This window comes from Variovorax sp. 278MFTsu5.1 (assembly GCF_048305045.1).
Classification (GTDB): domain Bacteria; phylum Pseudomonadota; class Gammaproteobacteria; order Burkholderiales; family Burkholderiaceae_C; genus Variovorax; species Variovorax guangxiensis.
The window spans coordinates 4,216,330-4,239,161 of sequence record NZ_CP157622.1 but is presented as its reverse complement, the minus strand read 5'-3'; the positions used below and the strand labels follow the sequence as shown (position 1 = coordinate 4,239,161).

The window sequence follows — 22,832 nt, the reverse complement described above, 5'->3', positions numbered from 1 at the left end:
TCCGGAGGATGGACTTCGAACTTTCCGAGGAGCAGCGCGCCTTCGCCGAGACGGCGCGCGAGTTTGCACAGGCCGAGTTCGCGCCGCATGCGGCGCAGTGGGACGCGGAAGCCATCTTTCCGAGAGAGGCCATCGCCAAGGCCGGCGAGCTGGGCTTCTGCGGGCTGTATGCGCCCGAGCGCATCGGCGGCCTTGGCCTGCCGCGGCTCGATTCCGCGCTGGTGTTCGAGGAGATGGCCGCGGTCGACCCCTCGACCACCGCCTTCATCACCATCCACAACATGGCGACGTGGATGCTCGGCACCTGGGCGACCGACGCAGTGGCGCAGCAGTGGGGCGAGGACCTGACGAGCGGGCGCAAGCTGGCCTCCTACTGCCTGACCGAACCGGGCGCGGGCTCCGACGCCGGCTCGCTCAAGACGCGCGTGGAGCTGCAGGGCGCCGAGTACGTCATCAACGGCGGCAAGGCCTTCATCTCCGGTGCGGGCTCGACCGACGTGCTGGTGCTGATGGCGCGCACGGGCGGCGCTGGCGCCAGTGGCATATCGGCCTTCGCGGTGCCGGCCGACGCGCCGGGCATCAGCTACGGCAAGAAGGAGCACAAGATGGGCTGGAACAGCCAGCCCACGCGCACCATCAGCTTCGACAACGTTCGCATTCCCGCGCAGAACCTGCTGGGCAAGGAGGGCGAGGGTTTCCGCATCGCCATGAAGGGCCTGGACGGCGGGCGCATCAACATCGCGACCTGCTCGGTGGGCGCGGCGCAGGGCGCGCTCGACGCGGCGCGCCGCTACCTGCACGAGCGCCAGCAGTTCGGCAAGCCGTTGGCGAGCTTCCAGGCGCTGCAGTTCAAGCTGGCCGACATGGCGACCGAGCTGGTCGCAGCGCGGCAGATGGTTCGGCTCGCGGCCTCCAAGCTCGACGCCAGCCATGCCGACGCCAGCACCTATTGCGCGATGGCCAAGCGCTTCGCGACCGACGCGGGCTTCAACGTCTGCAACGACGCGCTTCAGCTGCACGGCGGCTACGGCTACCTGGGCGAGTTCCCGCTGGAGCGCCTGGTGCGCGACGCGCGCGTGCACCAGATCCTCGAAGGCACCAACGAGATCATGCGCGTGATCGTTGCGCGAAAATTGCTCGAAGGGGACAGCGACATCCGCTGAAGTCCAACTTCAGAACGCAGAAGTCGCGAAGGTTTCGCAAAGGTCGCAGAAAAGACAAAAGAAAATTGATATTCCTTCTGCGACCTTTGCGAAACCTTTGCGGTCTCTGCGTTCGGTTCCCGTATTCAAGCAACCCCAAAACATGACTGACTCAGTAGTTCTCTTCGACGAAATCAAGACCGCCGGCGGCCAGCGCTTCGCAGTGGCCACGCTCAACGCACCGGCTTCGCTCAACGCGCTGTCGGTGGACATGGTGCGCCTGCTCACTCCGAAGCTGCGCGAATGGGCCGATGATGCCGGCATCGTCGGCGTGCTGCTGCAGGCTGCGGGCGACAAGGCCTTCTGCGCCGGCGGCGACCTGCGCCAGCTCTACCAGACACTGCTCGACTGCGGCCCCGCGCGCAACACCTACGCCGAAGACTTCTTCCGCGAGGAGTACGAGCTCGACTACCTGATCCACACCTTCCCCAAGCCCTTCCTGTGCTGGGGCCACGGCATCGTGATGGGCGGCGGCGTGGGCCTGCTGGCCGGCGCCTCGCACCGCGTGATGACGCTGCAAAGCCGCATCGCCATGCCCGAGATCAACATCGGCCTGTACCCCGACGTGGGCGGCAGCTGGTTCCTGCGCCGCACGCCGGGCCGCACGGGGCTGTTCCTGGCGCTCACCGCCGCGAACATCAACGCGGCCGACACCATCTTCTGCGGGCTGGCCGACGTGCTGGTGCCGCAGGAGCGCAAGGGCGAAGTGCTGGAAGCCATCGCCTCGACGAAGTGGGCCGGCGAGAACAAGGCCGACCGCGCCACGCTGTCGCGCATCCTCGCCAAGGCGGGCGAGGGCGCCGAGATGCCCGCATCGAAGGTGCGCGAGCACTACGACACCATCAACGCGCTGATGGCGGGCGACGACCTGCTCGACATCGCGAAGCGCCTGCGCGATCTGCAGAGCGACGACGCATGGCTGCAGAGCGCGGCCAAGACCTTCGCCAAGGGCGCGCCCAGCTCGGCCGCGCTGAGCTTCGAGCTGTGGCAGCGCGTTCTGCGCATGTCGCTGGCCGAGGTGTTCCGCCTCGAATACTGGGCATCGCTCGGTTTCTGCGCGCACAAGGACTTCGCCGAAGGCATTCGCGCGGTGCTGGTCGACAAGGACCGCAATCCGCGCTGGAGCCCGGCCACGCTCGAGGAGATCACGCCCGCCTTCATCGAAGACCACCTGCGTCCGCGCGGCGAGATGCCGGCGGAGCTGGCATCGCTGAAGTAAATCGGACAGCCGAACGCAGAAGGAAGACAAAAGCTACGCAGAAGTCGCGAAGGAGAAACCTGTTTTTGTGTTTCTTCTGCGACCTCTGCGAAACCTTCGCGACTTCTGCGTTCTGAACCCGTATTCAAACAACCTGGAGACAAAGCAATGAAGATCGCTTTCATCGGCCTGGGCAACATGGGCGGCCCGATGGCCATGAACCTGCACAAGGCCGGCCACGCGCTCGCCGCCTTCGACCTCTCGACGGAGGCCTGCGCGAAGTTCGGCGCGGATGGCCTGCCCATCGCCAAGTCGGCCACCGAGGCGGTGGCCGATGCCGAGGTCGTCATCAGCATGCTGCCGGCCAGCGCGCACGTCGAGGGCCTGTTCCTGGGCGGTGCCGGCAAGCCCGGCCTGCTCGAGAGCATCCGCGCCGGTTCGCTGGTGATCGACAGCAGCACCATCGCGGCGGCCACCTCGCGCAAGGTCGCCGAAGCGGCTGCCGCCAAGGGCATCGCGATGATCGATGCGCCGGTGTCCGGTGGCACGGGCGGCGCCATCGCAGGCACGCTGACCTTCATGGTCGGCGGCGAGACGCAGGATCTGGAGCGTGCGCGCCCCGTGCTCGAAAAGATGGGCGCGAACATCTTCCACGCCGGCGCGGCCGGAGCGGGGCAGACCGCGAAGATCTGCAACAACATGCTGTTGGGCATTCTGATGATCGGCACTTCCGAAGCGCTGGCGTTGGGCGTGGCCAACGGGCTCGATCCGAAGGTGCTGTCGGAAATCATGCGCCGCAGCTCGGGCGGCAACTGGGCGCTGGAGAAGTACAACCCGATGCCCGGCGTGATGGAGACCGCCCCTGCCTCGAAGAACTATGCCGGTGGCTTCGGCACCGACCTGATGCTCAAGGACCTGGGGCTGGCTCAGGAGAACGCCACCGCCGTGCGCGCGGCCACGCCGTTGGGCGGGCTGGCACGCAGCCTGTATGCGGCCCACAGCCTCGCCGGCCACGGCGCGCTCGATTTCTCCAGCGTGCTGAAGCTGGTGCAGAAGGCTTCCTGAGCCTCCTGCACTTGCCGGTTCAGCTGAAGTGGGACTGAAGCAGCCACAGCAGGCCGAGCACGACAGCGAACAGCACCGCGAACATAACCCAGGCGCGCATGAACGCCTGGGTCTCGGTGAGCTCGGGCTGCGCGTCCGCGGCGGGAGGCGGGCTGACGGTAACGTCGGGTTGCGGTTGTGTCATTTCCCCACTGTACAGCGCAGTTCGCCGGCCGTGGCCGGCTTTGCACGGGCATCCATCCGCGACATCGTCCACATGATGGCGGCCGCCACCAGGTTGGCTCCCACGCTGAACAAGATCGGCAGCAGGTAGCTGCGGCTGATGTCGAAGGCATAGCCCGCGGCGGCCGGACCGACCAGCGTGCCGAAGGCCACGCTGGTGTAGAGCACGCCGATGATCGCGCTGATGTTGCGTCCGCCGAAGTAGTCCATCACCAGCGCCGGCAGCAGCGCGACGAAGCCGCCGTAGAACGCGCCGTAGAAGAAGGCGAACACCGCCAGCCCCCGGAAGCCGTCCGATGAGGCCCACACCAGCAGCGAAAGCGCCATGCCGGTGGACATCAGCAGCATGGTCTGCGCGCGTCCCATGCGGTCGGCAAGCCCGCCCAGGAAGAAACGCCCGGCCGTGCTGCCCACGCCGATGGCCCCCAGCAGCAGCACCGCCGACGCGTTCGGCACCCCGTGGTCCAGCGCATAGGGCACCAGGTGCACGAAGGGCACGAAGAGGCCGAACGAGCTGATGAGGCAGGCTACGTACAGGCCGGCGAAGCGCCGCGAGCGCACGGCGTCGCGCACCGTGAAGCCCTCGGGCCGGGCTGTTTGGGCCTGAAGCTGGGGAGCATCGCCATCCGGCGCCAGGCCACGGTCGCGCGGGTCGTTCTCGATCAGCAGCGCCATGCCCACGCCCACCACCACCGCCAGCACACCCAGCGCCAGGTAGGCGTTGCGCCAGCCCAGCGTCTCGATGAATAGCGATGCCAGCGGCGGCATCACCAGCGTGCCCACGCCGATGCCGCTCACCGCCAGCCCCGAAGCGAAACCGCGCCGCCGGACGAACCAGCGCTGCACCGCGCCCAGCACCGGCACGTACGAAGCGCCGACGCCCAGGCCCACGCCGAGCCCATAGGCGAGATAGATCTGCGTCAGGCTCCGTGCCTGCCCTGCGAGCGCAAGCCCCAGCCCCACCAGCACCATGCCCGCCGCGGCCAGCCGCCGCGAACCCCAGCGGTCGGCCAGCGGCCCGCTGAGCACGCCGAGGCCGAAGTAGAGAAAGCCCGCCAGCGAGAACACCAGCGACACCGACCCGCGCGAGGCGCCGAAGTCCTTCTGCAGCGATTCGAGAAAGGCGCTGAAGGTGTAGGCGCAGCCGAAGCCCACGAAGGTCACGGCAAATGCGCCCGCGACCACCAGCCAGCCGCGGAAGAGGCCCGCGCCTTGCTGCGATGCGGAAGAAGGCTGGCTCGGATGTGTGGTCTTCATGCGGTGTACGGATCAAAATATCTAAGCTCGCGAGACTTGTTCTGGCCGCGCGGATGCTGATACTCCTCCTTTGCTGTCTGCGGCACAAACCAGAATTTCTGCCTTTTTCGAATCAGTCTGGCTAAACGATGGAACATCAGCTCCCGCCACTCAACGCACTGCGCGCCTTCGAGGCCACCGCGCGCCATCTGTCGGTGAAGAACGCGGCCGACGAGCTCTGCGTGACGCCGGGCGCCGTGAGCCAGCTCGTCAAGGCGCTGGAGCTGCACCTGGGCGTGCAGCTGTTCCGCCGCGTCAACCGGGGCATCTTCCTCACCGACGCGGGCCAGGCCTACCTGCCGCCGGTGCGCAGTGCTTTCAGGCAGATCAGCGATGCGACGCAGAGGCTGGCCGTGCCCGCCGAAAGCGGCCTGCTCGCCGTGAGCACCACGCCGTTCTTCGCCTCGGCGTGGCTGGTGCCGAGGCTCAAGTCATTCCAGAAGGCACATCCCGACATCGACCTGCAGGTGCAGGCGAGCAACGCGCTGGCCGATTTCTCGCGCGACGGCGTGGATGTCGCCATTCGCCACGGCACGGGACAGTACCCGGGGCTCGTCAGCCAATGCGTGCTGACCGTCGAGGTTGTTCCCGTTGCTGCGCCTTCGCTGGTGGCCGAGCTGGGCAAGCCCGCGAAGCCAGCCGATCTGCTGCGCTGGCCGCGCGTGAACGACGCGCAGCGCAAGGGCTGGCGCCTGTGGTTCGCGGCGCAGGGCGTGGCCGATACGGGCCCGGTGCGCGGACCGTCCTTCGACGATGCCGGCCTTTTGCTGAGGGCTGTGCAGACCGGGCAGGGCGTCGCCTTGCTGCCGGCTGCACTGGTGGCGAGCGACGTGGCCGAGGGCAGGCTGGTGCGTCTCTTCAAGGCCGCGCTGCTCGACGGCTTTGCCTACCACCTCGTGTATCCGCCGGCCAGCCACGACCGGCCGAAGGTGGCGGCCTTCCGTTCGTGGCTCGCCGAGGAGATGGGCGACGGCGGCGCTCAGACCGCCGCGAGAAAGACCCCGGCGTCGCCGCCCTCGCACTTCCAGTCGGCGAAGACGCCGACGAGGCTGCAGCTGGTGCAGCGGCAGCCGAGGTAGTACCAGCGCACGTCGTTGCTCTCGGCGTAGAGCGCAACGCCCGACACCAGCTCGAAGCTTTCCTCGCCGCAGACGCATTCGTGGCCTCCGAACTCGGCCTCGTCCGCGTATTCGGCGCTGTCGCCCATCAGGTGCACGTTGCCGCAGGCCGTGCAGGCGCGGCGGGCCGCGCCGGTCTCCTCGTCGCGTTCCAGACCGAACACGCGATGGCCGCAGATGCATGCCGATGCGGCGAAGCGGGTGGCAGGGTACTTATTGGCCTTGCTGTAGCGCTGGATCTCGGCTTGCGTGTCTTCGGGGCCGTCGCCGTACCAGTAGCGGCCTTTCTTCTTCAGAGCCATGCGGTCTTCCTTTTTCCTCTGTTCGGTGTACGGCAGATTCTGGCGCGCGCCAGCTACAGCAGCTCGATGCCCGGCAGGCTCTTGAAGCAGCTCTCGCGCGTGATGCGCACGAAGTCGGCGAGCCAGGGCTGTGCCGAGGTGCCCTGTGTGCACGCCATGTAGAGCCGGCCGGTCAGCCCCTTGCTGCCCACGCGGCGCGCGGTGACATAGCCGCGGTCCAGGTAGTTCTGCACCGCCCACAGCGGCAGCGTCGCCACGCCACGCCCGCTGGCCACCAGCTGCAGCATCGCGACCGTGAGTTCGGTGGTGCGCCGGTGCGCGGGCTCCACACCGGCGGGGCCGAGCACCTGCCGCACGATGTCGAGCATCTCGTCGGGCACGGGGTAGGTGATGAGCGTCTGGTCGGCGAAGTGCCGCGCCGTGAGGTAGGCCTTGGCAACGAGCGGGTGTTCGTTGGCCAGCAGTGCCACGATCTCGAAGCGGAACAGCGCGTGGTAGTCCACGGTTTCGCCGGGGTCCTGCTCGGACACGATGGCCACCTCGGCGCGGTTCTGCATCACCAGCGCGATCGGGTCGGGGTGGAAGCCCGAGACGATGTCGAGTTCGATCTCGGGCCAGCGCTGGCGGAAGGCGTCCATGGCTGGCATGAGCCAGTCGAAGCAGGTGTGGCACTCGACCACGATGCGCAGCTGGCCGCTGCGCCCGAGCGCAAGCCGGGCCACGTCGCGCTCGGCTTCCTCGATGAGCGGCAGCGCGGTGTCGGCCAGCTGAAGCAGCCGCAGGCCGGTGGTGCTGAACTGCGGCGGCACCGACTTGCGCTCGAACAGCTGCGCGCCGTAGCGGTCTTCCAGCAGCTTGATCTGGTGCGACAGCGCCGATTGCGTGAGGTTGAGCAGCTGCGCGGCGCGCACGAGGCTGCCGGTGTCGCGCAGCGCGATGAGCGTGCGCAGGTGGCGTATTTCAAGGATCGATTGCTGCATGGCGGGCTGCATGAAAAATATTCAATCGAATGGGCAAAAGGTTTCGTTTGAATCATATGCCGCAAACGCCGACCATCCCGGATTCCCAAGATCAGCGACCGGATTACCTTCAAATGACCACCCGTACCCACACCCTCGGCTTTCCGCGCATGGGCGCGCACCGGGAACTCAAGTTCGCCCTCGAGAAGCACTGGCGCGGCGAGATCGACCGTGCCGCGCTCGAAGCGGTCGGCGAGCAGCTGCGCGCCCGCCACTGGCAGGCCCAGCGCGATGCGGGGCTCGACTTCGTGACGGTGGGCGATTTCGCCTACTACGACCATGTGGCCAACCACATCCAGCTGCTCGGCTGCGAGCCGGCGCGCTTCGGCTTCCATGGCGACGAGCCCGAACTTTCGCGCTACTTCAAGATGGCGCGCGGCGTGGAGAGCGAAGCGGCCCACGCGCACGGCGAAGGCTGCGCGCACGGCGGCGAACGCACCTTCGCGCTGGAGATGACCAAGTGGTTCGACACCAACTACCACTACCTCGTGCCCGAGTTCGATGCGCGCACGCAGTTCAGGCTGGCCTCGACGCGCCTCTTCGACGAGGTGGCGCAGGCGCAGCAGGCCGGCCATGCGGTCAAGGCCGTGCTGCTGGGGCCGCTGAGCTTCCTGTACCTCGGCAAGGAGAAGGCGGCCGGCTTCGACCGCTTCTCGCTGCTCGATGCGCTGCTGCCGGTGTACGAGCAGGTGCTCACGCGGCTGAAGCAGCAGGGCGTGGAGTGGGTACAGATCGACGAGCCCATCCTCGGCCTCGACCTGCCCGATGCATGGCGCAACGCCTTCGAGCGCGCCTACTGGCAACTCGCCCGCAGCGCGCCGAAGCTGCTGCTGGCCACGTATTTCTCGCCTCTGTCGGACAACCTGCGCCTGGCCTGCCAGCTGCCGGTGGCTGGCCTGCACGTCGACGCGGTGCGCTCCCCGCAGGAACTCACGGGCGTGGCCGACTGGCTGCCGGCGCACAAGGTGCTGTCGGTCGGCGTGGTGGACGGGCGCAACATCTGGCGCACCGACGTCGATGCGGCGCTTGCCAGGCTCAGGCAGGTGGCGGAGAAGCACCAGGGGGAGCTGTGGATCGCGCCTTCGTGCTCGCTGCTGCATGTGCCGTTCAGCCTCGCAGCGGAGACGAAGCTCGATGCGGAGCTGAAGTCGTGGCTCGCCTTCGCGGTCGAGAAGCTCGACGAGCTGCGCGTGCTGCGTGCGGCCGTCGATGGCGACGAGGCCTCGGTCGCGTCCGAACTCGCGGCGGCCCGCGCCGCGGTGGAAGCTCGCCGCACCAGCCCACGCGTGCATCGTGCAGATGTGGCCCTGCGCCTCGCGCGCAGCGTGGCGGGCGACGACTGCCGCGTCTCGTCGTTCGGAATGCGCCAGCTGGTGCAGCGCACGCGTTTCGCGCTGCCCGCGCTGCCGACCACCACCATCGGCTCCTTCCCGCAGACCGCCGACATCCGCGCCGCCCGCGCCGCCTTCAAGCGCGGCGAACTCGACGCGGCCGGCTACCGCGAGAAGATGCGTGCCGAGATCGCACTGGCCGTGCGCAAGCAGGAGGAGCTGGGAATCGACGTGCTGGTGCATGGCGAGGCCGAGCGCAACGACATGGTCGAGTACTTCGGCGAGCAGCTCGACGGCTTCGCCTTCACCGCCAACGGCTGGGTGCAGTCGTACGGCTCGCGCTGCGTCAAGCCGCCGGTGATCTTCGGCGACGTGGCGCGCCCCGCGCCTATGACGGTCGAATGGACCGCCTACGCGCAAAGCCTCACGAAGCTGCCAATGAAGGGCATGCTGACCGGCCCCGTCACCATCCTGCAGTGGTCCTTCGTGCGCGACGACCAGCCGCGCGCCACCACCTGCGAGCAGATCGCCTGGGCGATCCGTGACGAGGTGGTCGATCTGGAGAGTGCGGGCATCGGAATCATCCAGATCGACGAGCCGGCCATTCGCGAAGGCCTGCCGCTGCGCCGCGCCGGCTGGCCGGCTTATCTGAAGTCGGCCACGCGCGCTTTCCGCATCAGCGCCTCGGGCGTGCGCGACGAGACGCAGATCCACACGCACATGTGCTATTCGGAGTTCAACGACATCCTGCCGGAGATCGCGGCCATGGACGCCGACGTGATCACCATCGAGACCAGCCGCTCAGACATGGAGCTGCTGCGCGGCTTCGGGGGCGAGAACAACGCGGGCGGTTTCCGCTACCCCAACGAGATCGGCCCGGGCGTTTACGACATCCACTCGCCGCGCGTGCCTTCGGTCGAAGAAATCGTGCGGCTGATGCGCAAGGCGGCCGACGTGGTGCCGCCCGCCAACCTGTGGATCAACCCCGACTGCGGCCTCAAGACTCGCGGCTGGCCCGAGACGGAGGCGGCGCTTTCGAACATGGTGGCGGCTGCGAAGCAGCTGCGCAGGGAGCTGGCGCAGGCCTGAAGCACGGAAGAGACCGGGGCGGACGGGGGCGGACCGGGGCAGCGGGAGGGAAACGCCGGCGTGCCAATAATGGCGCCATGCTTTCCCCGAACCGTCTCTTCCTCTTCCGTTTCTCCCTGTTGCTTCTCTTGCTCCCGACCCCCTTGATGGGCTGGGCGCAGAGCCGTGCGGAAGCGCTGCTGCAGTTTGAAGGCGTGCAGCAGCGCTACCAGGCCTCCTACGGGCCTGGCGCCGTCTCGCGTGGTGCGAGAGAGCTGCTGGACCCCGACGACCAGGCCATCGCCGACAAGGCACTCAAGGCGCTGGACACGGCGGCGACGCGCGCCTTCGACACGAAGGCCTCGGTGTCTGCCATCCAGCAGGAAGTTGCATCGGCCGGTAACGGTGGTGCGGCACCCAACCCGCAATTGCTCGCCGCCGTGTCGCGCTTCGTGAAGCTGCGTACCGACTACGCGGCGATGAGCGATGCCGGCAAGGCGGAGTTCTTCAACCGCGAGCGCGCCAAGCCCGTGGACCCCGCGCGCGCGGAACTGCTGGAGCGCATGGCCGTGGCCGAGGTGCGCGAGATCGACTTCTCCAGCCAGTTGCTGATGAGCGCCGTCGTCAAGCAACTCGCGCGCGGCAATGGCGGCCAGTTCAGCTCGCTGCCCGACAGCACGCTCGACATGGCCCTCGACACGCTCTGGTCGCGCGGCGTGACCTCGACCCGCCCGCGCAACCTGATGCTCGTGGCGCGCGAATTCGAGAGGCAGGTGACGCAGGCGCTGCTCGCCGCGCTGCCCGATACCGACGTGGCCGCGCTGCTCGCATGGCGCAATGACCCGCAGGCCGCTGCCGAGCGCGAGGCGCTGGTGGGCACCTATCGCGCCGAGGTCAAGGGCAGCGGCGGCGTGGCGTTGCGCACGCTGATCCGCGCCTGGCCGCGTTCCTGACCGGCAGGCCTCTGGGAGAAATACCGAGGTCAAAGCCGACCCAGGAGCGTGCAATGGGCGCTGTACCTGACAACGACTCACAACACGCAGGAGACTTCCCATGCTTTCCAACCGCATTGCATCGCTCGCCGCCGGGCTGGCCGTGTCCGTCCTCGCCCAAGGCGCCGCCGCGCAGGCCTGGCCAACCAAGCCGATCAGGCTGGTCGTTCCCTTTTCCGCAGGCGGCGCCAACGACCTGATGGCGCGCGCGGCAGCCGAAGGCGCGTCGAAGCAGCTGGGGCAACCGGTGATCGTCGACAACAAGCCCGGCGCGGGCGCGGTCCTCGGCGCCGACGTGGTCGCCAAGAGCGCGCCCGACGGCTACACCTTCCTGGTGAGCGCGGCCGGCGTGGTGTCGAACAGCATGATCAAGAAGAACATGCCGTACAAGGACGAGGCGCTGGTGCCGGTGGCCATGATCGGGCTGGCGCCTTCGGTGGTGGTGGTGCCGGCCGATGCGCCGTACAAGGACCTGAAGGAATTCGTCGCCGCGTCGAAGAAGTCGGGCAACGGCTTCCACTGGGCCACCGCCGGCACGGGCAGCACGCCGCATTTCGTCGAGGGCATCCTGCAGACGAAATACGGCGGCAAGCTCGACGTGGTGCCCTACAAGAGCGGCTCGGAGTCGATCACCGCGGTGCTCGGCAGCCAGGTCGAGGCGACTTCCGAGGCCAGCATCGTGGTGCTGCCCTACGTGAAGAGCGGCAAGCTCAAGGCGCTGGCGGGCACGTGGACGCAACGCATTTCGGCCTACCCTGAACTGCCGACTGCGGCGGAGGAGGGCTTCCCCGAGATCCGCATCGCGCACTGGGCCGGCGTGCACGCGCCGCGCGGCACGCCCGACGCGATCATGGACAAGATGGCCGCGGCAGTCGACGCCGCAATGAAGTCGCCCGAGATCGCGAAGCGCCTGAAGGACATGGGCATCGAGCCCGTCGGTGGCACCCGCGCGAGCTTTGCCAAGTTCGTCGACGAGGAGCGTGCGCGGCTCGGCAGCGTGGTCAAGGCGACCGGCATGAAGGAGGACTGAGCGGGCGAAGCGCTCCGGAATAGGCGCACCGGTTGGCATGCAACCTGCAAGAGCTTGTTGAAAGGCGCGGTGAGGGGCGAGATTGCCTTAGCACCTTTTGCTGAAAGGCCGAGCCAGGCTGCCAGGTTCCGCTTGACGGTCTAGAGACAAAGTATGCAAACTGCCCACGTTCTTGACGGCGCAAGGAGCACTTGGATTAGCGTTGTCAGAAAGTTCCTGGCTATTGTTTCAATTTCGTGAACACTGCGGTTCATTCTTCATAGGGTTTGCCCTAGTAATCCTGGTGCACACTTGCGGCACCGAAAAGCCCAATGAAGAAGGAATTGAAATGAAGACCTCGAACATCCTCGCCGCCGCCGCTCTGACCCTGCTCGCCGCCGCTGGCGCCCACGCAGAAACCTACGAAGGCGTCCAGCCCCTGACTTCCGGCTACAGCCGCGCCGACGTGGCGCCCCAGGCCGTGGCAGCCGCCCGTGCCGGCAACGCCTACAACGACAGCGAAGGCGCCGCTTCGACCGCAACTCCCGCGCTGACCGCTTCGGTCGACCGCGCCGCCGTCCGTAGCCAGGCCGTCGCCGCCGCACACGCTCCGGGCCAGAACCTGCGTCCCGAAACCTTCGCCGGCAGCGTGATCCCCGCGCAAGCCAAGGGCCTGACCTTCACGCGCCAAGCCGGCCTGTAATTCGAAAGCGGCGCAAGCCGCTTCATCGAATCACAAGTCACACATCAGGAGAAACCGGACCTGCGAAAGCAGCGTCCGGTTTTTTCATTGGGCCTTGCCGCGTCCGTGCTTCGTCCCATGCCGGTGGCAATCGTGCGCATGGTCGTCCACGATGCCCGTGGCCTGCATCCACGCATAGACGATCACCGGCCCCACGAACTTGAAGCCGCGCTTCTTCAGCGCAGCCGAGATGTCTTCGGACAGCGGCGTCTTCACCGGCACGCTGCCCGTGCGGTTCACGACGGGCTTGCCGCCCGCCATGCCCCAGATGAATTCCGAGAAGTCCTCGCCCTTGGCCTGCATCGCGAGGTAGGCGCGCGCGTTGCCGATGGTGGCCTCGATCTTCGAGCGAGAGCGCACGATGCCCGGATCCTGCAGCAGCCGCTCGACGTCGGCCTCGGTGAATTTGACGATCTTCTCGGGGACGAAGCCCTTGAAGGCCTTGCGGAAGGCATCGCGCTTTCGCAGGATGGTGAGCCACGAGAGTCCGGCCTGGAAGCCGTCGAGCATGAGCTTTTCCCACAGCGCGCGGCTGTCTCGCTCGGGCACGCCCCATTCGGCGTCGTGATAGGCCATCAGCAGCGGGTCGGTCTGGGCCCAGGCGCAGCGGATCTTGTCGGTGCTGTTGCTCATTGTTCTTTCGATTCTTCGCTCGGCTATCGTCGCGGGATGTTTTCAGAATGAGGGGGAGACCCTGATGCAGCAATCTCGATTTTCATTGTCGGCGCTTTCGCTGGGCCTTGCGCTCGCGCTCGGCTCTCTGGCGCATGCGGAAACGATCAGGAAGCCCCAGCTCGATCAGCTCGCCGCCGCCTGGCAGGCTGGCAAGCCGCCCGCCGACTTCAACGCGTTCCTGGCGCAGGCCGAGAAGACCAACCCGGAACTCAAGCCGGGAGGGGCCGCCTACCGCAAAAAGGCGCCGCTGGCCGGCGACGACCTCGTCAACATCGCGCGCCTGCTCGGCCTCTACAACCGCCTGAAGAACCAGCAGGCCGTGATCGCGAGCATCGGCACCATGGTGGCGATCCCGACGGTGCGCAACGTGCAGGTTCCGCCCCACGAAAGTGCGCCGATCATCGAGTTCGGCCAGCTCGTGCAGAAGATGGCGGGCGATTTCGGCCTGGCCTACCGCAACGTCGACAACCGCATCTTCGAAGTCAGCCTCAAGGGCACGGGCTCCGAAGAGTTCGGCATCCTCACTCACTCCGACGTGGTGCCGGCGGTGCTGTCCGAATGGGTGCTAGACGACGGCACGCGGCTCGATCCGTTCAAGATGACGCGCGTGGGCGACTTCCTCTACGGCCGGGGCACCATCGACGACAAGGGCTCCATCGCGGCGGTGCTCTATGCGATGAAGACGGTGAAGGAAAGCGGCCTGCCCATCGAGCGCAGCATCCGCCTGATGATCGAGACCACCGAGGAAACCGGCGGCGACGCGATGCAGTACTACCGCACCAAGACGCAGCTGCCGGCCTACAACATCGTGCTCGACAGCAAGTACCCGGCGGTGGTGGCCGAGAAGGGCTCGGGCGCGCTGAAGGTGTTTTTCCCGGCGGAAACTGCCGATGGCGCATCGACGGCGATCACAGCCATGAGCGCCGCCGCATCGGCCAACGCGATCTCGCAGACGGCGACGGCCGTGCTCAAGGGCGGCGACCAGGCCGCCGCGCTCGCGAAGCTCGAGGCCGCGAAGCCGGCCTTCCTGCAGAAGTACGAAGGGCAGGGCGGCAAGTTCTCCATCGACATCGCGCGCGGCGCCGACGGCATCGAGCTGAAGGTGACGGGCGTTTCCGCCCATGGCTCGCGGCCCGAGGAGGGCGTGAACCCGCTGCCTCGCCTCGCGCTCTTCCTGCAGGAATCCGGCGTGCCGCTCGCGCCCAATCACTACCTGAAAGCCGTGAAGTACATCGACGCGCTCTACGGCACCGGCTACCTCGGCGAGAAGATGGGCCTGGGCTATGCCGACGACTTCATGGGGCCTCTGACCTTCTCGCCCAACCTCGTGCGCATGGGCAGCGATGGCAGGCTCGAAGTCACGGTCAATGCGCGCATGCCTCGCGGCCGTACGCCCGAAGAACTCAAGGCGCAAGTCACGCAGAAGATCGATGCGTGGGCCAACGCGAACAACGTGAAGCTCGAAGTCGCCTACGAGCAAGGCAACTGGATGGCGCGAGACCCGAAGGGCGCATGGCTGTCCACGCTGCTGAACATCTATGGCGACACCACCGGCCTCGAGGCCAGGCCCGTGCCCACGGCCGGCAGCACCACCGCGAAGCTGATGCCCAACGCCATCAACTTCGGCCCCGCGATGCCCGGCAAGAAGTACACGGCGCACAACGCCAAGGAGTACAAGGAAGTGCCCGACCTCGACGCCGACCTGCAGATGTTCACCGAGATGCTGGTGCGCATCGGCAATCTGAAGCAGATGCAGTAGCGCCAACCGGCTGGGAGGCGAAGCCCCTGAGCTCCAGCAGTTCGTCGAGGATGGGACAGGCGGGTTGATGATTGCCCAGGCACAGGCCGGCGAGGCGCTCCAGCACGCGCTTCGTGGCCTGCAGTTCCTCGATCTGCGATTCGAGTTCCTCGGTGCGCGTCAGCGCGATGAGTTTCACCTCGGCGCTCATGCGGTGCTCGTCCTGCCTGAGCGCGAGCAGCCTTGCGATGTCGCTCATGCCGAAGCCCAGCGCGTGCGCCCTGCGCACGAAGCGCAGCACGTCGACGTGCTCGCTGGTGAATCCGCGGCCGACGGTGCCCTGAATGAGGCCGCGGGCTTCGCACTGGCGCAGCAGCCGCTCGGAGACGCCGGCGCGGGCGATGGCCTCTTCCATTCCGAATCGGCGGCCGGGCTGGGTCGTTGCCGGTGCCGGCTCGGGCGTGCCAAGGGTGCGAGGGTTCATGCGGGCTCCTTCCTGTTGAGAAGGCCCGCAGTCTTCGGCTTCGCATGGTGTCAAGGTCAAGGGGCGAGCCGCTTCCCCCTGAGGGTAGGAGGGGCGATGCGCTCGCCCTCGGGCTCCTATCGGAGGCCGTGCGCGTGCAGTGCTGCCTTGAGCCTCCGCACCTCGTGCTGCAGGTCGAGGATCAGCGCCGCTGCGTCGAGATTCACGCCGAAGTCGCGCTCCAGCCTGCGTGCCTCGAGCGCGCATTGCAGGTCGGTGCTCGAGAACTCCCAGCGCTCTGGCGGCGCCTCGGCGGTTTCGATGCGCAGGATGCCGACTTCGACCAGCTGCACGACCCAGGCGGTATCCGCGCCGACGGCATGCGCCAGTTCGCTCGCGGCGAGCGGCTGCGAGGCACTGATGGCGGTGGTGCTCGTGAGAGTGAAATTCACCATGCTCAGACTCCCAGATGCTGGCGTGGGTGGAAGGAAGAGGTGGCCTGCGCCAGCTGCTCGTAGGCCTTGCGGGCCTCGTCGCCGTCAGCGGGCGGCAGCGCGATGTCGAGCAGAAGGTACAGGTCGCCCGGCGTCTTGCCCGCGAGCCCGCGGCCCTTCAGGCGCAGCTTCAGGCCGCTGCGCGCGTTGCGCGGCACCGTCACCTCGACCACGCCGCCGGTCGGCGTCGGCACCTGCACCTGTGCGCCCAGCGCGGCCTCGGTGGGCGTGACGGGCAGCGTCATGTACAGGTCGCGCTCTTCCACGCGGTAGAGCTTGTGCGGCGCGATGCGCACTTCGAGGTACAGGTCGCCCGCGGGCTCGCCGCCGTGGCCGGGCATGCCCTGGCCGGCAAGGCGGATGAACTGGCCCGGATGCACGCCCGGCGGGATCTTCACGCTCAGCGTGCGATTGGTCCACTGCGGATGGCCCTGCGCGTCGATGGTCTGCGCGCGCAGCGTGATCTCGCGTTCGGCGCCGCTGAGCGCGTCTTCCAGCGTGATCTCGATGGCCGCATGGTGGTCTTCGCCGCGCGCGCGGAAGTTCTGCCGCGCGGCGCCGCGGCGCTCGGCCTCGCCGAAGAGCGACGAGAAGAAGTCGCTGAAGTCGGCATGGTCGGCCGGGCCCTGGCGCGGGCCGCGATGGAACTCGAAACCTTCGTCCCAGCCCGGCGGCGGGCGGAAGTCGCCCTCGGGGCTGCCGCCGCGCGCGACGCGGTCGGCCAGCGCGTCATAGGCGGCGCGCTTTTCCTTGTCGCCCAGTACGTCCTTGGCCTCGTTGATGTCGCGCATGCGCTGCTCGGCATCGGCCTCGGTGCTGACGTCGGGGTGGTACTTGCGGGCGAGCTTGCGGTAGGCATTGCGCACCTCGTCGTCGGACGCGGTACGGTCGATGCCCAGTGCGCTGTAGTAGTCCTTGAATTCCATGGTGCGTGGTGCTTCGTTGGGTGGACGGCATCGAGGTGGGGAATGTCCCCGGCAGCTAGGCCAGGGCCGCGTCGCCGTCGGCGTGCCGCAGCAGCGGCGTCACGGCCCATGTGGGGCCGCGGCGCTCGAAACGCAAGGGCTGGGCGTTGCCGAGCAGGCCGAGGCCGACCGGCACGCCCAGCAGGGCGGCCAGTGCGTAGAGCGTTCCGCCGTGCGCGACCACCAGCACCGGGGCGGGCAGCCGCAGGACGGTGTCGATGGCCTCTCGCGTGCGCGAGACGAACTGCGAGAGCGTCTCGCCGCCCTCGGGCTCGCAGGCCCAGTCGATGTTGGCGGACGAGGTGCCGATGAGCGCGCCGAAGTTGCGCTCGCGCAGCGTGGCCTGCGCGGCGGGCACGAGCTTCAGCGCCGTGGCCACTGCGTAGGCGGTGTCGTTCGCGCGCCGCGCGTCGCTGCAAACCACGGTGCGGATCGGCTCGCCCGCCAGCAGCGTGGCGGCGCGCGCGGCCTGCTGCAGGCCGAGTTCGCTCAGCGGCTCGTCCACGGCCTGGAAGATGCGCAGCGCGTTGCGGCCGGTCTGCCCGTGGCGCAGGAAGTAGAAATGGTCGCAGTCGGGCGAGAGCGGCTGGTCCGCCGCGATGCGGATCAGCTGGTCGAGCCCGCTGGGCCTGGTGTGGGTGGGAGCGGTCTGCAATGACATGGATGAGAGGAAGCGTTGTCGATCAGTACGCGAGCTGCAGCGGCGCGCCCACCCGCTGCGCCTGCACGTCGGCGCGATGGAAGGGCAGCGGGTGCCACTGCTTGGCGGCGAACAGCGGCAGCTGGTCGTAGGCGCGCGGCGAGGCGGGGTCGCTGCTCTGGCCGTAGGTCAGCAGCCCCTGGGCGACGGGGCCGTTGGCGTCGAAGCTCACGACCTGCATGTAGCTGCTGCCGTAGTTGATGTTGTAGCCCTTCGGGTCGATCAGCGACTGGCCCTGCGACTCCAGCTTGTTGAGCACGCCCTCGAACTCGTCGCCGCCGTGCAGCGCGATCTTCTGGCCGCGCACCAGGCGCGACTGCGGCACGCCCAGCGGCACGTCGGCCGCGAAGCCGGCGGTGCGCAGGATGCCGACCGCGTCGCCCAGCGCCTTGAACACGGCCTCGCGCGTGGCCGGCGTGGCCATGTCGAGCCCCGCCGGCGTCGCCACCGGCTGCGCGGGGTCGAAGGGCACGCGCCAGACCTTCGGGATGTCCTTGGCCTTGCGCCAGAACTCGCGAAAGAGCGGCGCGCCCTTCGAGTCGGCATTGCTGGTGCGGTCCCAGGCCGAGAGCACGCGGCAGCCCAGCGCCTGGTCGGTGCCGAGCGAGCCGCCGGCGGCGCGGCAGGCGGCCTGCAGGTCGTCCATCACCAGCATGCCGGCGAGGTTGCGGTCGCGGAAGATCACGCTGCGCAGCTCGGCCGCGCCCATGCGGTTGCCGGGCAGGCCGTCGGTGCCCGCCAGCCGGCCGCGGATTTCCATGATGCCGCTGCGCGTGCGCAGCCGCTGCGGCACGCCGACGGGGCCCACCAGCGGCGAAATGCCCGCCATCGGCGAAATGCCCGCCATCGGCGCGATGTCGGGGTTGCTGAGCCAGAAGCTGTCGTTGCTGTTCTGCACGTAGTCCGGCGTGACGAGCACCGGCATGCGCGCCGGCGCGATGATGCCGGGCGAGGCGGCCGTGCTGTCGCGATTCCATGCGCAGGCGGCGCGCGAGCCGTCGAGCACCGCCAGCCCGGCCGCGTTCAGTAGCGCCGCGGCGGCGGGCGAGGGCGCGCAGCTCTTCAGCATGTCGGCCGACACGTCGGGCACCACCGAAAGATCGGCATACATCGCGTTGCCGTCACGGTCCGTCGCGATGGTGTTGATCCATGGCATGCCCTGGTTGCCCATGGCGGCACGCAGTTCGGCCACGTTGCGGGCCTGCGCCATCTTCATCCAGGCCTCGGCGGAACGCACGTTGAGCGTGTTGGCGTCGCGGATGGCATAGGCCCTCTGCGCGGTCCAGCCGAGGCCGGCGCGCGGCAGCGAGATCACCGGGCCCCACTCGGTCGAATAGAAGGTGTGCTGCACCGCAGGCGCGTTGCCCCCCGTTGCCGCGGCCGGCAGCTTCACGGTGCGCGCGAGCATCTTCCGCGGCTGGCCGTCGACCAGGTACACGGTCGGGTCGGCGGGGTCGAGCTTCAACTCGTACAGGGTGAAGCGCTTGCCGGTTGAGACGGTGTGGGTCCAGGCCACGTCCTTGTTGAAGCCGATCGCCACCACGGGGCTCAGCCCGCCGGTGGCGCCCATCACGTCGAGCTTGCCGGGAATGGTCAGGTGCATTTCCCAGAAGCGGTTGGTGCCGTTCCACGGGAAGTGGGGGTTGCCCAGCAGCAGGCCCCGGCCGTCCGGCGTGGCGTTGCGGCCGAAGGCCCAGCCGTTGGAGCCGAGCTCGCCGCCCTCGGGGTTGGCGTTGAAGCTGTGGCGGCCGATCTCGGCGACGGCTTCCTTCAATTCGACGGGCGCGGCGCCGGTCTTCGCGCCGGGCGCGGGCGGCACGGCGGCCAGCACGGCGCCGGCCAGCGCGCCCAGGCCGCCCTGGATCATCGACATCTCGGTGGCGCGCGCCAGGTCGGAGGCGGTCATCGGCCTCACCCAGGGCTTGCCGCGGCAGGTTTCGGGCAAGCCATTCGGCCCCACGTCCTGCAGGTAGCGGTTGTAGCCGGCCACGTAGCCGCGCAGCGCGGCCTGCACTTCGGGGCTGGTGGTGGCGCCCGCGCGTGCCAGCGCCGCGTCGTCCATGTGATAGCGGATGAACAGGTCGATCTGCGCGTTCGGCGCACGGCCCAGGCCCAGCTCGCCGGTGTTCTGCGCGCCGAGGAACTGCGAGCGCTCGCCGCGCAGCGTGAGCAGGTGCTCGGCCGTCTGGCACACGTTGTCCTGCGCATGCGCATAGGCGCTGCCGTACGCCAGGCCCTCGTAGTCCGGCGCCGTGATGTGCGCGATGCCGAAGGTGGTGCGCTCGATGGTCACGCTTCGCCCGCCGGGCGGCGGCGCGCTGGCACAGGCGGCGAGCAGGGCGGCAAGGCCCAGCGAAAGGGCCGTGAGCGGAAACCGGGAGGGCGTGGCGTTCTTGGATGTCATGCGGGCGTCTCTCTTCTTTCTTGGATTGGAACAAGCAAGCCGATTAAAGAGCGTGCCTTCGCCGCGCGTTGTCACCAGCGCGGCACGCCGCGCCGCGTTCAGCCGAACTTCATGCCCTTGGGGCGGGCCTGCAGCCGGTGGATGTACGCATCGATCTTCGGGCGGTTCGAGCGGCCGCCGAATGCGCGGTGCCAGATGAACATCGAGCCGATCATCACGTCGGCGGCCGTGAACTGCGCCCCGAAGAGGTAGGGGCCGTCGCCAAGTTCGCGTTCGACCGCGTCCTTGGCAGCCTCGAAATTGGTCCAGCCGCGCGCGCTGTTGTTGCTGCGGATCTTCATGATGGCGTCGCCCATCGCGGGCTCGAGCTGCGAGGTCGAATAGACCATCAGCGACAGGTAGCGGCCACGCTCGGGCGAACCCACGGGCGGCGCCAGCCGCTTGCCGGGAAACTTCTCCGCCACGTACATGCAGATGGCCGCGTTCTCGAAGATGCGCGTGCGGCCGTCGACCAGCGCGGGCAGCTTGCCCGCCGGGTTGATCTTCAGGAACTCGGGCGTCTTGTGCGCCTTCTCCCTGATGAGGGTGGGCACGATCTCGTAGTCGACGCCGGCTTCGTCGAGCATCCATTTCGCGACCTGGGCTCGGCTGTGCGGGTCGAAATACAGCTTGGTCATGGGCGTGTCTCCTGTGGCCTTGATCGGCGATGGGTCAGAACTTCGGGATGCGCAGCGTCTTGCTGATCATGAGCGTGCCCGAGAGCGCGAACAGCAGCGCCAGCGGATGCAGCTGCCAGGGCCCCAAGACCCAGGCGCCGCCCCACACGTCGGCGCCGATGCGGCCCTGCCACGCGGCGTACGCCAGCACGCCCACCAGCACCACGCTGGTCGGGATGGGCGTGCCCTCGAAATACTTCACCTTGTCCGAGCCTGCCGAGAGCGCCTCGGCCGTCACGTTGAAGCGCGCGAGCCGGCTCACGCCGCAGCAGACGAAATAGACCAGGATGGCGCAGTCCCAGCCGCCGTTCAGCCCGGCCGCGAAGCCAAGTGCGGCGGGCGCCACGCCGAAGGAGATCACATCGGCCAGCGAGTCGAGTTCGCGCCCGAGGGCCGACTGTGTCTGCCGCCAGCGCGCGATGCGGCCGTCGAGCACGTCGAACACGAAGGCCGTGGGCGCGAGCGCGGCGGCCCACAGGAACTGCGCGAGCGAATGGCTCGCCATGAAGGCCATCGCCAGGAAGACCGCGCCCACGCCGCACGCCGCGTTGCCGAGCGTGAACACGTCGGCGAGGTGGAACTCCCGGATCATCGAGAAATGCTTGCGGGCCGGCACAGGGGAGGGGGTGGTCATGAAGGGGAAGAAAAAGGAACCGGCGGGCGGCCGATGGACCGCACCTTAACCGAAGCGGCGAGCGTAGCCTGTAGTCGCGGTCCGACGCGCGAAAGCCGCCGTCGGACAGGCCGGGTGGGATGGGTGGGTGGGGTGGGATGGGATGGGCGCTCAGGCGCCTTGGTGCGCCTCGACGATCCGCGCGAAACGCCCGAGCAGGCTGGCGGCCGCGCCGGTGTCGACCACGCGCTCGCGCATCGCGGCCGCATCGGCGCCCATCGAGGCCAGCTCGCCGGCCAGCATCTCGATGTAGCCGCGCATGGCGTCCGCGTCGAACTCCGGATGGAACTGCACGCCCCAGGCGTTCCTGCCCGCGCGGAAGGCGTGCACCGGCTCGTGCTCGTTGCCGGCCAGCAGCACCGCGCCTTCGGGCAGGCGCAGCGCGCTCTGCCAGTGCACCGCATGTGCCGGGAACTGCGCGGGCAGGCCCTGCAGCAGCGGATCGGTGGCGGCGGCCTCGCCGAGCGTGACTGTCACCGTGCCGACTTCCGCGCCCTGCGGATGATCGCCGGCCTCGCCGCCCAGTGCGTGCGCCAGCAGCTGGTGGCCGTAGCAGATGCCCAGCACGGGCGTATCGCGCGCGACCAGCTTCGCGAGCCACGCGGCCGTGGCCTCGCTCCAGGGCTCGCGGTGCGACACCATCGCATGAGAGCCGGTCACCACCACGCCCGAAACCCCGGCCGGGTCGGGCAGGGCGTCGCCGCGTCGCGGATCGATCACCAGCAGGGGCAGCGCGTGCGCGCCGAGCCCGTCGGCGATCCAGTGTTCGAAGTCGCCGCCCTGCCGCGCGCGCAGGGCTTCGAAAGTACTTCCCAGTTTGACGATGACGAGGGGATGCGGTCGGGGAATGTCCATCCCGCGATCATGCCGCAGGTGCGCAACCGGCACGCAACGGCTAAAGTGGGCGCCATCGGGAGCCGTTCCCGGTACCTGACCTGACCGAAGAACCCTGCCGGAAACACATCGATGCGCGCACTGGCTGCCTTCCTCGCGATCTCCGCTGCGGCGCTCGGCGCGCATGCGGCCGAGGTGGTGCGCTGCACCGATGCCAGCGGAGCCATCTCGTACACCAATGTCGCTTGCCCGCCGGGCAGCAAGCAGTCGCGGCAGGTGCCCATCCTCGAATCGCCGCCGCCCGACCCGGCACGCCGCGACTACACGCCGCCGCAGACCTCGTCGGCGCCGCCGGTCGTGCCGCCTAGCCAGGTGGCCAGCAATCCGCCCTCGGGCCCGGCCATCATTCCGCGCTACCCGGCCGAGAGCCAGCCGCAGGCCGCGGCCGAGCCACCGGGCGTGGTGATCCTGAGCCCCGATCCGTACTACGACGGCGTGCGTCCCATCCGCAGGCCGCGGCCGCCGCTTGCGCACGACTCCGGTCCGCCGCCGGGCCAGCGGCCCTGCCAGAACCTAGCGGGCATCAAGCGCAGCAACTGCTGAAGT

Annotated in this window: 22 protein-coding genes and 1 pseudogene; 10 read left to right on the top strand and 13 right to left on the bottom strand. The window is 68.4% G+C overall.

Annotated features, from left to right (window positions below):
- The first annotated feature begins 8 nt into the window (after window positions 1-8).
- The 3 genes from ABL844_RS19695 (at window position 9) to mmsB (ending at window position 3,465) form a co-directional block, all read left to right on the top strand.
- Window positions 9-1,163, top strand: a complete 1,155-nt coding sequence (locus ABL844_RS19695) for an acyl-CoA dehydrogenase family protein (protein ID WP_418128607.1) — start codon at window positions 9-11, stop codon at window positions 1,161-1,163.
- A gap of 142 nt (window positions 1,164-1,305) precedes the next feature.
- Window positions 1,306-2,421, top strand: coding sequence for an enoyl-CoA hydratase/isomerase family protein (locus tag ABL844_RS19690; RefSeq protein WP_418128606.1), 1,116 nt, complete (start codon window positions 1,306-1,308; stop codon window positions 2,419-2,421).
- A 147-nt stretch (window positions 2,422-2,568) separates the two neighbouring features.
- Window positions 2,569-3,465 carry a 3-hydroxyisobutyrate dehydrogenase gene (gene mmsB / locus ABL844_RS19685; protein ID WP_418128605.1) on the top strand — a complete coding sequence of 299 codons (897 nt, stop codon included), beginning with the start codon at window positions 2,569-2,571 and terminating at the stop codon, window positions 3,463-3,465.
- 19 nt (window positions 3,466-3,484) lie between these two features.
- Here mmsB and ABL844_RS19680 read toward each other — a convergent pair whose 3' ends face one another.
- Both ABL844_RS19680 and ABL844_RS19675 read right to left on the bottom strand, forming a co-directional pair.
- A complete protein-coding gene (locus ABL844_RS19680; RefSeq protein WP_184636983.1) occupies window positions 3,485-3,649 on the bottom strand; it encodes a hypothetical protein in 165 nt (54 codons plus the stop codon).
- Entirely contained in the window at window positions 3,646-4,944 is a 1,299-nt protein-coding gene (locus tag ABL844_RS19675) for an MFS transporter (protein ID WP_418121442.1), read from the bottom strand. The genes ABL844_RS19680 and ABL844_RS19675 overlap by 4 nt, the downstream gene beginning before the upstream one ends.
- Window positions 4,945-5,072: 128 nt before the next feature.
- Here ABL844_RS19675 and gcvA point away from each other — a divergent pair, with 128 nt between their 5' ends.
- Window positions 5,073-6,062 carry a transcriptional regulator GcvA gene (gene gcvA / locus ABL844_RS19670; RefSeq protein ID WP_418128604.1) on the top strand — a complete coding sequence of 330 codons (990 nt, stop codon included), beginning with the start codon at window positions 5,073-5,075 and terminating at the stop codon, window positions 6,060-6,062.
- Here the strand turns inward: gcvA and ABL844_RS19665 are convergent.
- Together ABL844_RS19665 and ABL844_RS19660 are read right to left on the bottom strand one after the other, a co-directional pair.
- Window positions 5,963-6,403 (bottom strand): hypothetical protein, encoded by a 441-nt coding sequence (locus ABL844_RS19665; protein ID WP_418128603.1) that lies wholly within the window; start codon window positions 6,401-6,403, stop codon window positions 5,963-5,965. The two genes, gcvA and ABL844_RS19665, sit on opposite strands and share 100 nt — an antisense overlap.
- 53 nt (window positions 6,404-6,456) lie before the next feature.
- Window positions 6,457-7,383 (bottom strand): LysR family transcriptional regulator, encoded by a 927-nt coding sequence (locus tag ABL844_RS19660; protein WP_418128602.1) that lies wholly within the window; start codon window positions 7,381-7,383, stop codon window positions 6,457-6,459.
- 113 nt (window positions 7,384-7,496) lie between these two features.
- Between ABL844_RS19660 and metE the strand changes: the two are divergent.
- The 4 genes and pseudogenes from metE to ABL844_RS19640 form a co-directional block, all read left to right on the top strand.
- A pseudogene (gene metE, locus ABL844_RS19655) lies at window positions 7,497-9,839 on the top strand (5-methyltetrahydropteroyltriglutamate--homocysteine S-methyltransferase); the annotation flags it as partial.
- 80 nt (window positions 9,840-9,919) lie between these two features.
- Window positions 9,920-10,774, top strand: a complete 855-nt coding sequence (locus tag ABL844_RS19650) for a hypothetical protein (protein ID WP_418128601.1) — start codon at window positions 9,920-9,922, stop codon at window positions 10,772-10,774.
- 100 nt (window positions 10,775-10,874) lie between these two features.
- Complete coding sequence (locus ABL844_RS19645; RefSeq protein WP_418121438.1) at window positions 10,875-11,843, top strand: Bug family tripartite tricarboxylate transporter substrate binding protein; 969 nt, start codon at window positions 10,875-10,877, stop codon at window positions 11,841-11,843.
- Window positions 11,844-12,171: 328 nt separating this feature from the next.
- Window positions 12,172-12,525 (top strand): alpha/beta hydrolase, encoded by a 354-nt coding sequence (locus tag ABL844_RS19640; RefSeq protein WP_184636997.1) that lies wholly within the window; start codon window positions 12,172-12,174, stop codon window positions 12,523-12,525.
- An 84-nt stretch (window positions 12,526-12,609) separates the two neighbouring features.
- Here ABL844_RS19640 and ABL844_RS19635 read toward each other — a convergent pair whose 3' ends face one another.
- Window positions 12,610-13,197: a DNA-3-methyladenine glycosylase I gene (locus ABL844_RS19635; RefSeq protein WP_418116857.1), complete on the bottom strand. Its 588-nt coding sequence runs from the start codon at window positions 13,195-13,197 to the stop codon at window positions 12,610-12,612.
- Between the two features lie 64 nt (window positions 13,198-13,261).
- Between ABL844_RS19635 and ABL844_RS19630 the strand changes: the two genes are divergently transcribed.
- Complete coding sequence (locus ABL844_RS19630; protein ID WP_418128600.1) at window positions 13,262-14,998, top strand: dipeptidase; 1,737 nt, start codon at window positions 13,262-13,264, stop codon at window positions 14,996-14,998.
- Here ABL844_RS19630 and ABL844_RS19625 read toward each other — a convergent pair.
- The 8 genes from ABL844_RS19625 to ABL844_RS19590 form a co-directional block, all read right to left on the bottom strand.
- On the bottom strand, window positions 14,952-15,461 hold the full coding sequence (locus tag ABL844_RS19625) for a MerR family DNA-binding protein (RefSeq protein ID WP_418128599.1): 510 nt from the start codon (window positions 15,459-15,461) through the stop codon (window positions 14,952-14,954). The genes ABL844_RS19630 and ABL844_RS19625 overlap by 47 nt on opposite strands.
- Window positions 15,462-15,577: 116 nt before the next feature.
- On the bottom strand, window positions 15,578-15,895 hold the full coding sequence (locus ABL844_RS19620) for a chaperone modulator CbpM (protein WP_126021976.1): 318 nt from the start codon (window positions 15,893-15,895) through the stop codon (window positions 15,578-15,580).
- Window positions 15,896-15,897: 2 nt separating this feature from the next.
- Window positions 15,898-16,860 (bottom strand): DnaJ C-terminal domain-containing protein, encoded by a 963-nt coding sequence (locus tag ABL844_RS19615; protein WP_418128597.1) that lies wholly within the window; start codon window positions 16,858-16,860, stop codon window positions 15,898-15,900.
- A 55-nt stretch (window positions 16,861-16,915) separates the two neighbouring features.
- On the bottom strand, window positions 16,916-17,560 hold the full coding sequence (locus tag ABL844_RS19610) for a histidine phosphatase family protein (RefSeq protein ID WP_418128596.1): 645 nt from the start codon (window positions 17,558-17,560) through the stop codon (window positions 16,916-16,918).
- Between the two features lie 22 nt (window positions 17,561-17,582).
- On the bottom strand, window positions 17,583-20,003 hold the full coding sequence (locus ABL844_RS19605) for a penicillin acylase family protein (protein ID WP_418128595.1): 2,421 nt from the start codon (window positions 20,001-20,003) through the stop codon (window positions 17,583-17,585).
- A 98-nt stretch (window positions 20,004-20,101) separates the two neighbouring features.
- On the bottom strand, window positions 20,102-20,680 hold the full coding sequence (locus ABL844_RS19600) for a glutathione S-transferase family protein (RefSeq protein ID WP_369661803.1): 579 nt from the start codon (window positions 20,678-20,680) through the stop codon (window positions 20,102-20,104).
- Between the two features lie 34 nt (window positions 20,681-20,714).
- Entirely contained in the window at window positions 20,715-21,353 is a 639-nt protein-coding gene (locus ABL844_RS19595) for a CDP-alcohol phosphatidyltransferase family protein (protein WP_418121433.1), read from the bottom strand.
- 150 nt (window positions 21,354-21,503) lie between these two features.
- Window positions 21,504-22,247: a glutamine amidotransferase gene (locus ABL844_RS19590; RefSeq protein WP_126021982.1), complete on the bottom strand. Its 744-nt coding sequence runs from the start codon at window positions 22,245-22,247 to the stop codon at window positions 21,504-21,506.
- Window positions 22,248-22,358: 111 nt separating this feature from the next.
- On the opposite strand from ABL844_RS19590, the gene ABL844_RS19585 reads away from it, so the two are divergent.
- On the top strand, window positions 22,359-22,829 hold the full coding sequence (locus ABL844_RS19585) for a hypothetical protein (RefSeq protein ID WP_418128593.1): 471 nt from the start codon (window positions 22,359-22,361) through the stop codon (window positions 22,827-22,829).
- The last annotated feature ends 3 nt before the right edge of the window (window positions 22,830-22,832 follow it).

What these genes read in the sequence shown, in the direction of transcription:
- ABL844_RS19620 (WP_126021976.1), bottom strand. Translation starts at nt 15,895, where the DNA reads ATGGTGAATTTCACTCTCACGAGCACCACCGCCATCAGTGCCTCGCAG.
- ABL844_RS19680 (WP_184636983.1), bottom strand. Translation starts at nt 3,649, where the DNA reads ATGACACAACCGCAACCCGACGTTACCGTCAGCCCGCCTCCCGCCGCG.
- ABL844_RS19675 (WP_418121442.1), bottom strand. Translation starts at nt 4,944, where the DNA reads ATGAAGACCACACATCCGAGCCAGCCTTCTTCCGCATCGCAGCAAGGC.
- ABL844_RS19585 (WP_418128593.1), top strand. Translation starts at nt 22,359, where the DNA reads ATGCGCGCACTGGCTGCCTTCCTCGCGATCTCCGCTGCGGCGCTCGGC.
- ABL844_RS19640 (WP_184636997.1), top strand. Translation starts at nt 12,172, where the DNA reads ATGAAGACCTCGAACATCCTCGCCGCCGCCGCTCTGACCCTGCTCGCC.
- gcvA (WP_418128604.1), top strand. Translation starts at nt 5,073, where the DNA reads ATGGAACATCAGCTCCCGCCACTCAACGCACTGCGCGCCTTCGAGGCC.
- ABL844_RS19695 (WP_418128607.1), top strand. Translation starts at nt 9, where the DNA reads ATGGACTTCGAACTTTCCGAGGAGCAGCGCGCCTTCGCCGAGACGGCG.
- ABL844_RS19600 (WP_369661803.1), bottom strand. Translation starts at nt 20,680, where the DNA reads ATGACCAAGCTGTATTTCGACCCGCACAGCCGAGCCCAGGTCGCGAAA.
- mmsB (WP_418128605.1), top strand. Translation starts at nt 2,569, where the DNA reads ATGAAGATCGCTTTCATCGGCCTGGGCAACATGGGCGGCCCGATGGCC.
- ABL844_RS19650 (WP_418128601.1), top strand. Translation starts at nt 9,920, where the DNA reads ATGCTTTCCCCGAACCGTCTCTTCCTCTTCCGTTTCTCCCTGTTGCTT.
- ABL844_RS19590 (WP_126021982.1), bottom strand. Translation starts at nt 22,247, where the DNA reads ATGGACATTCCCCGACCGCATCCCCTCGTCATCGTCAAACTGGGAAGT.
- ABL844_RS19610 (WP_418128596.1), bottom strand. Translation starts at nt 17,560, where the DNA reads ATGTCATTGCAGACCGCTCCCACCCACACCAGGCCCAGCGGGCTCGAC.
- ABL844_RS19635 (WP_418116857.1), bottom strand. Translation starts at nt 13,197, where the DNA reads ATGAGCAACAGCACCGACAAGATCCGCTGCGCCTGGGCCCAGACCGAC.
- ABL844_RS19660 (WP_418128602.1), bottom strand. Translation starts at nt 7,383, where the DNA reads ATGCAGCAATCGATCCTTGAAATACGCCACCTGCGCACGCTCATCGCG.
- ABL844_RS19665 (WP_418128603.1), bottom strand. Translation starts at nt 6,403, where the DNA reads ATGGCTCTGAAGAAGAAAGGCCGCTACTGGTACGGCGACGGCCCCGAA.
- ABL844_RS19690 (WP_418128606.1), top strand. Translation starts at nt 1,306, where the DNA reads ATGACTGACTCAGTAGTTCTCTTCGACGAAATCAAGACCGCCGGCGGC.
- ABL844_RS19605 (WP_418128595.1), bottom strand. Translation starts at nt 20,003, where the DNA reads ATGACATCCAAGAACGCCACGCCCTCCCGGTTTCCGCTCACGGCCCTT.
- ABL844_RS19625 (WP_418128599.1), bottom strand. Translation starts at nt 15,461, where the DNA reads ATGAACCCTCGCACCCTTGGCACGCCCGAGCCGGCACCGGCAACGACC.
- ABL844_RS19645 (WP_418121438.1), top strand. Translation starts at nt 10,875, where the DNA reads ATGCTTTCCAACCGCATTGCATCGCTCGCCGCCGGGCTGGCCGTGTCC.
- ABL844_RS19615 (WP_418128597.1), bottom strand. Translation starts at nt 16,860, where the DNA reads ATGGAATTCAAGGACTACTACAGCGCACTGGGCATCGACCGTACCGCG.
- ABL844_RS19595 (WP_418121433.1), bottom strand. Translation starts at nt 21,353, where the DNA reads ATGACCACCCCCTCCCCTGTGCCGGCCCGCAAGCATTTCTCGATGATC.
- ABL844_RS19630 (WP_418128600.1), top strand. Translation starts at nt 13,262, where the DNA reads ATGCAGCAATCTCGATTTTCATTGTCGGCGCTTTCGCTGGGCCTTGCG.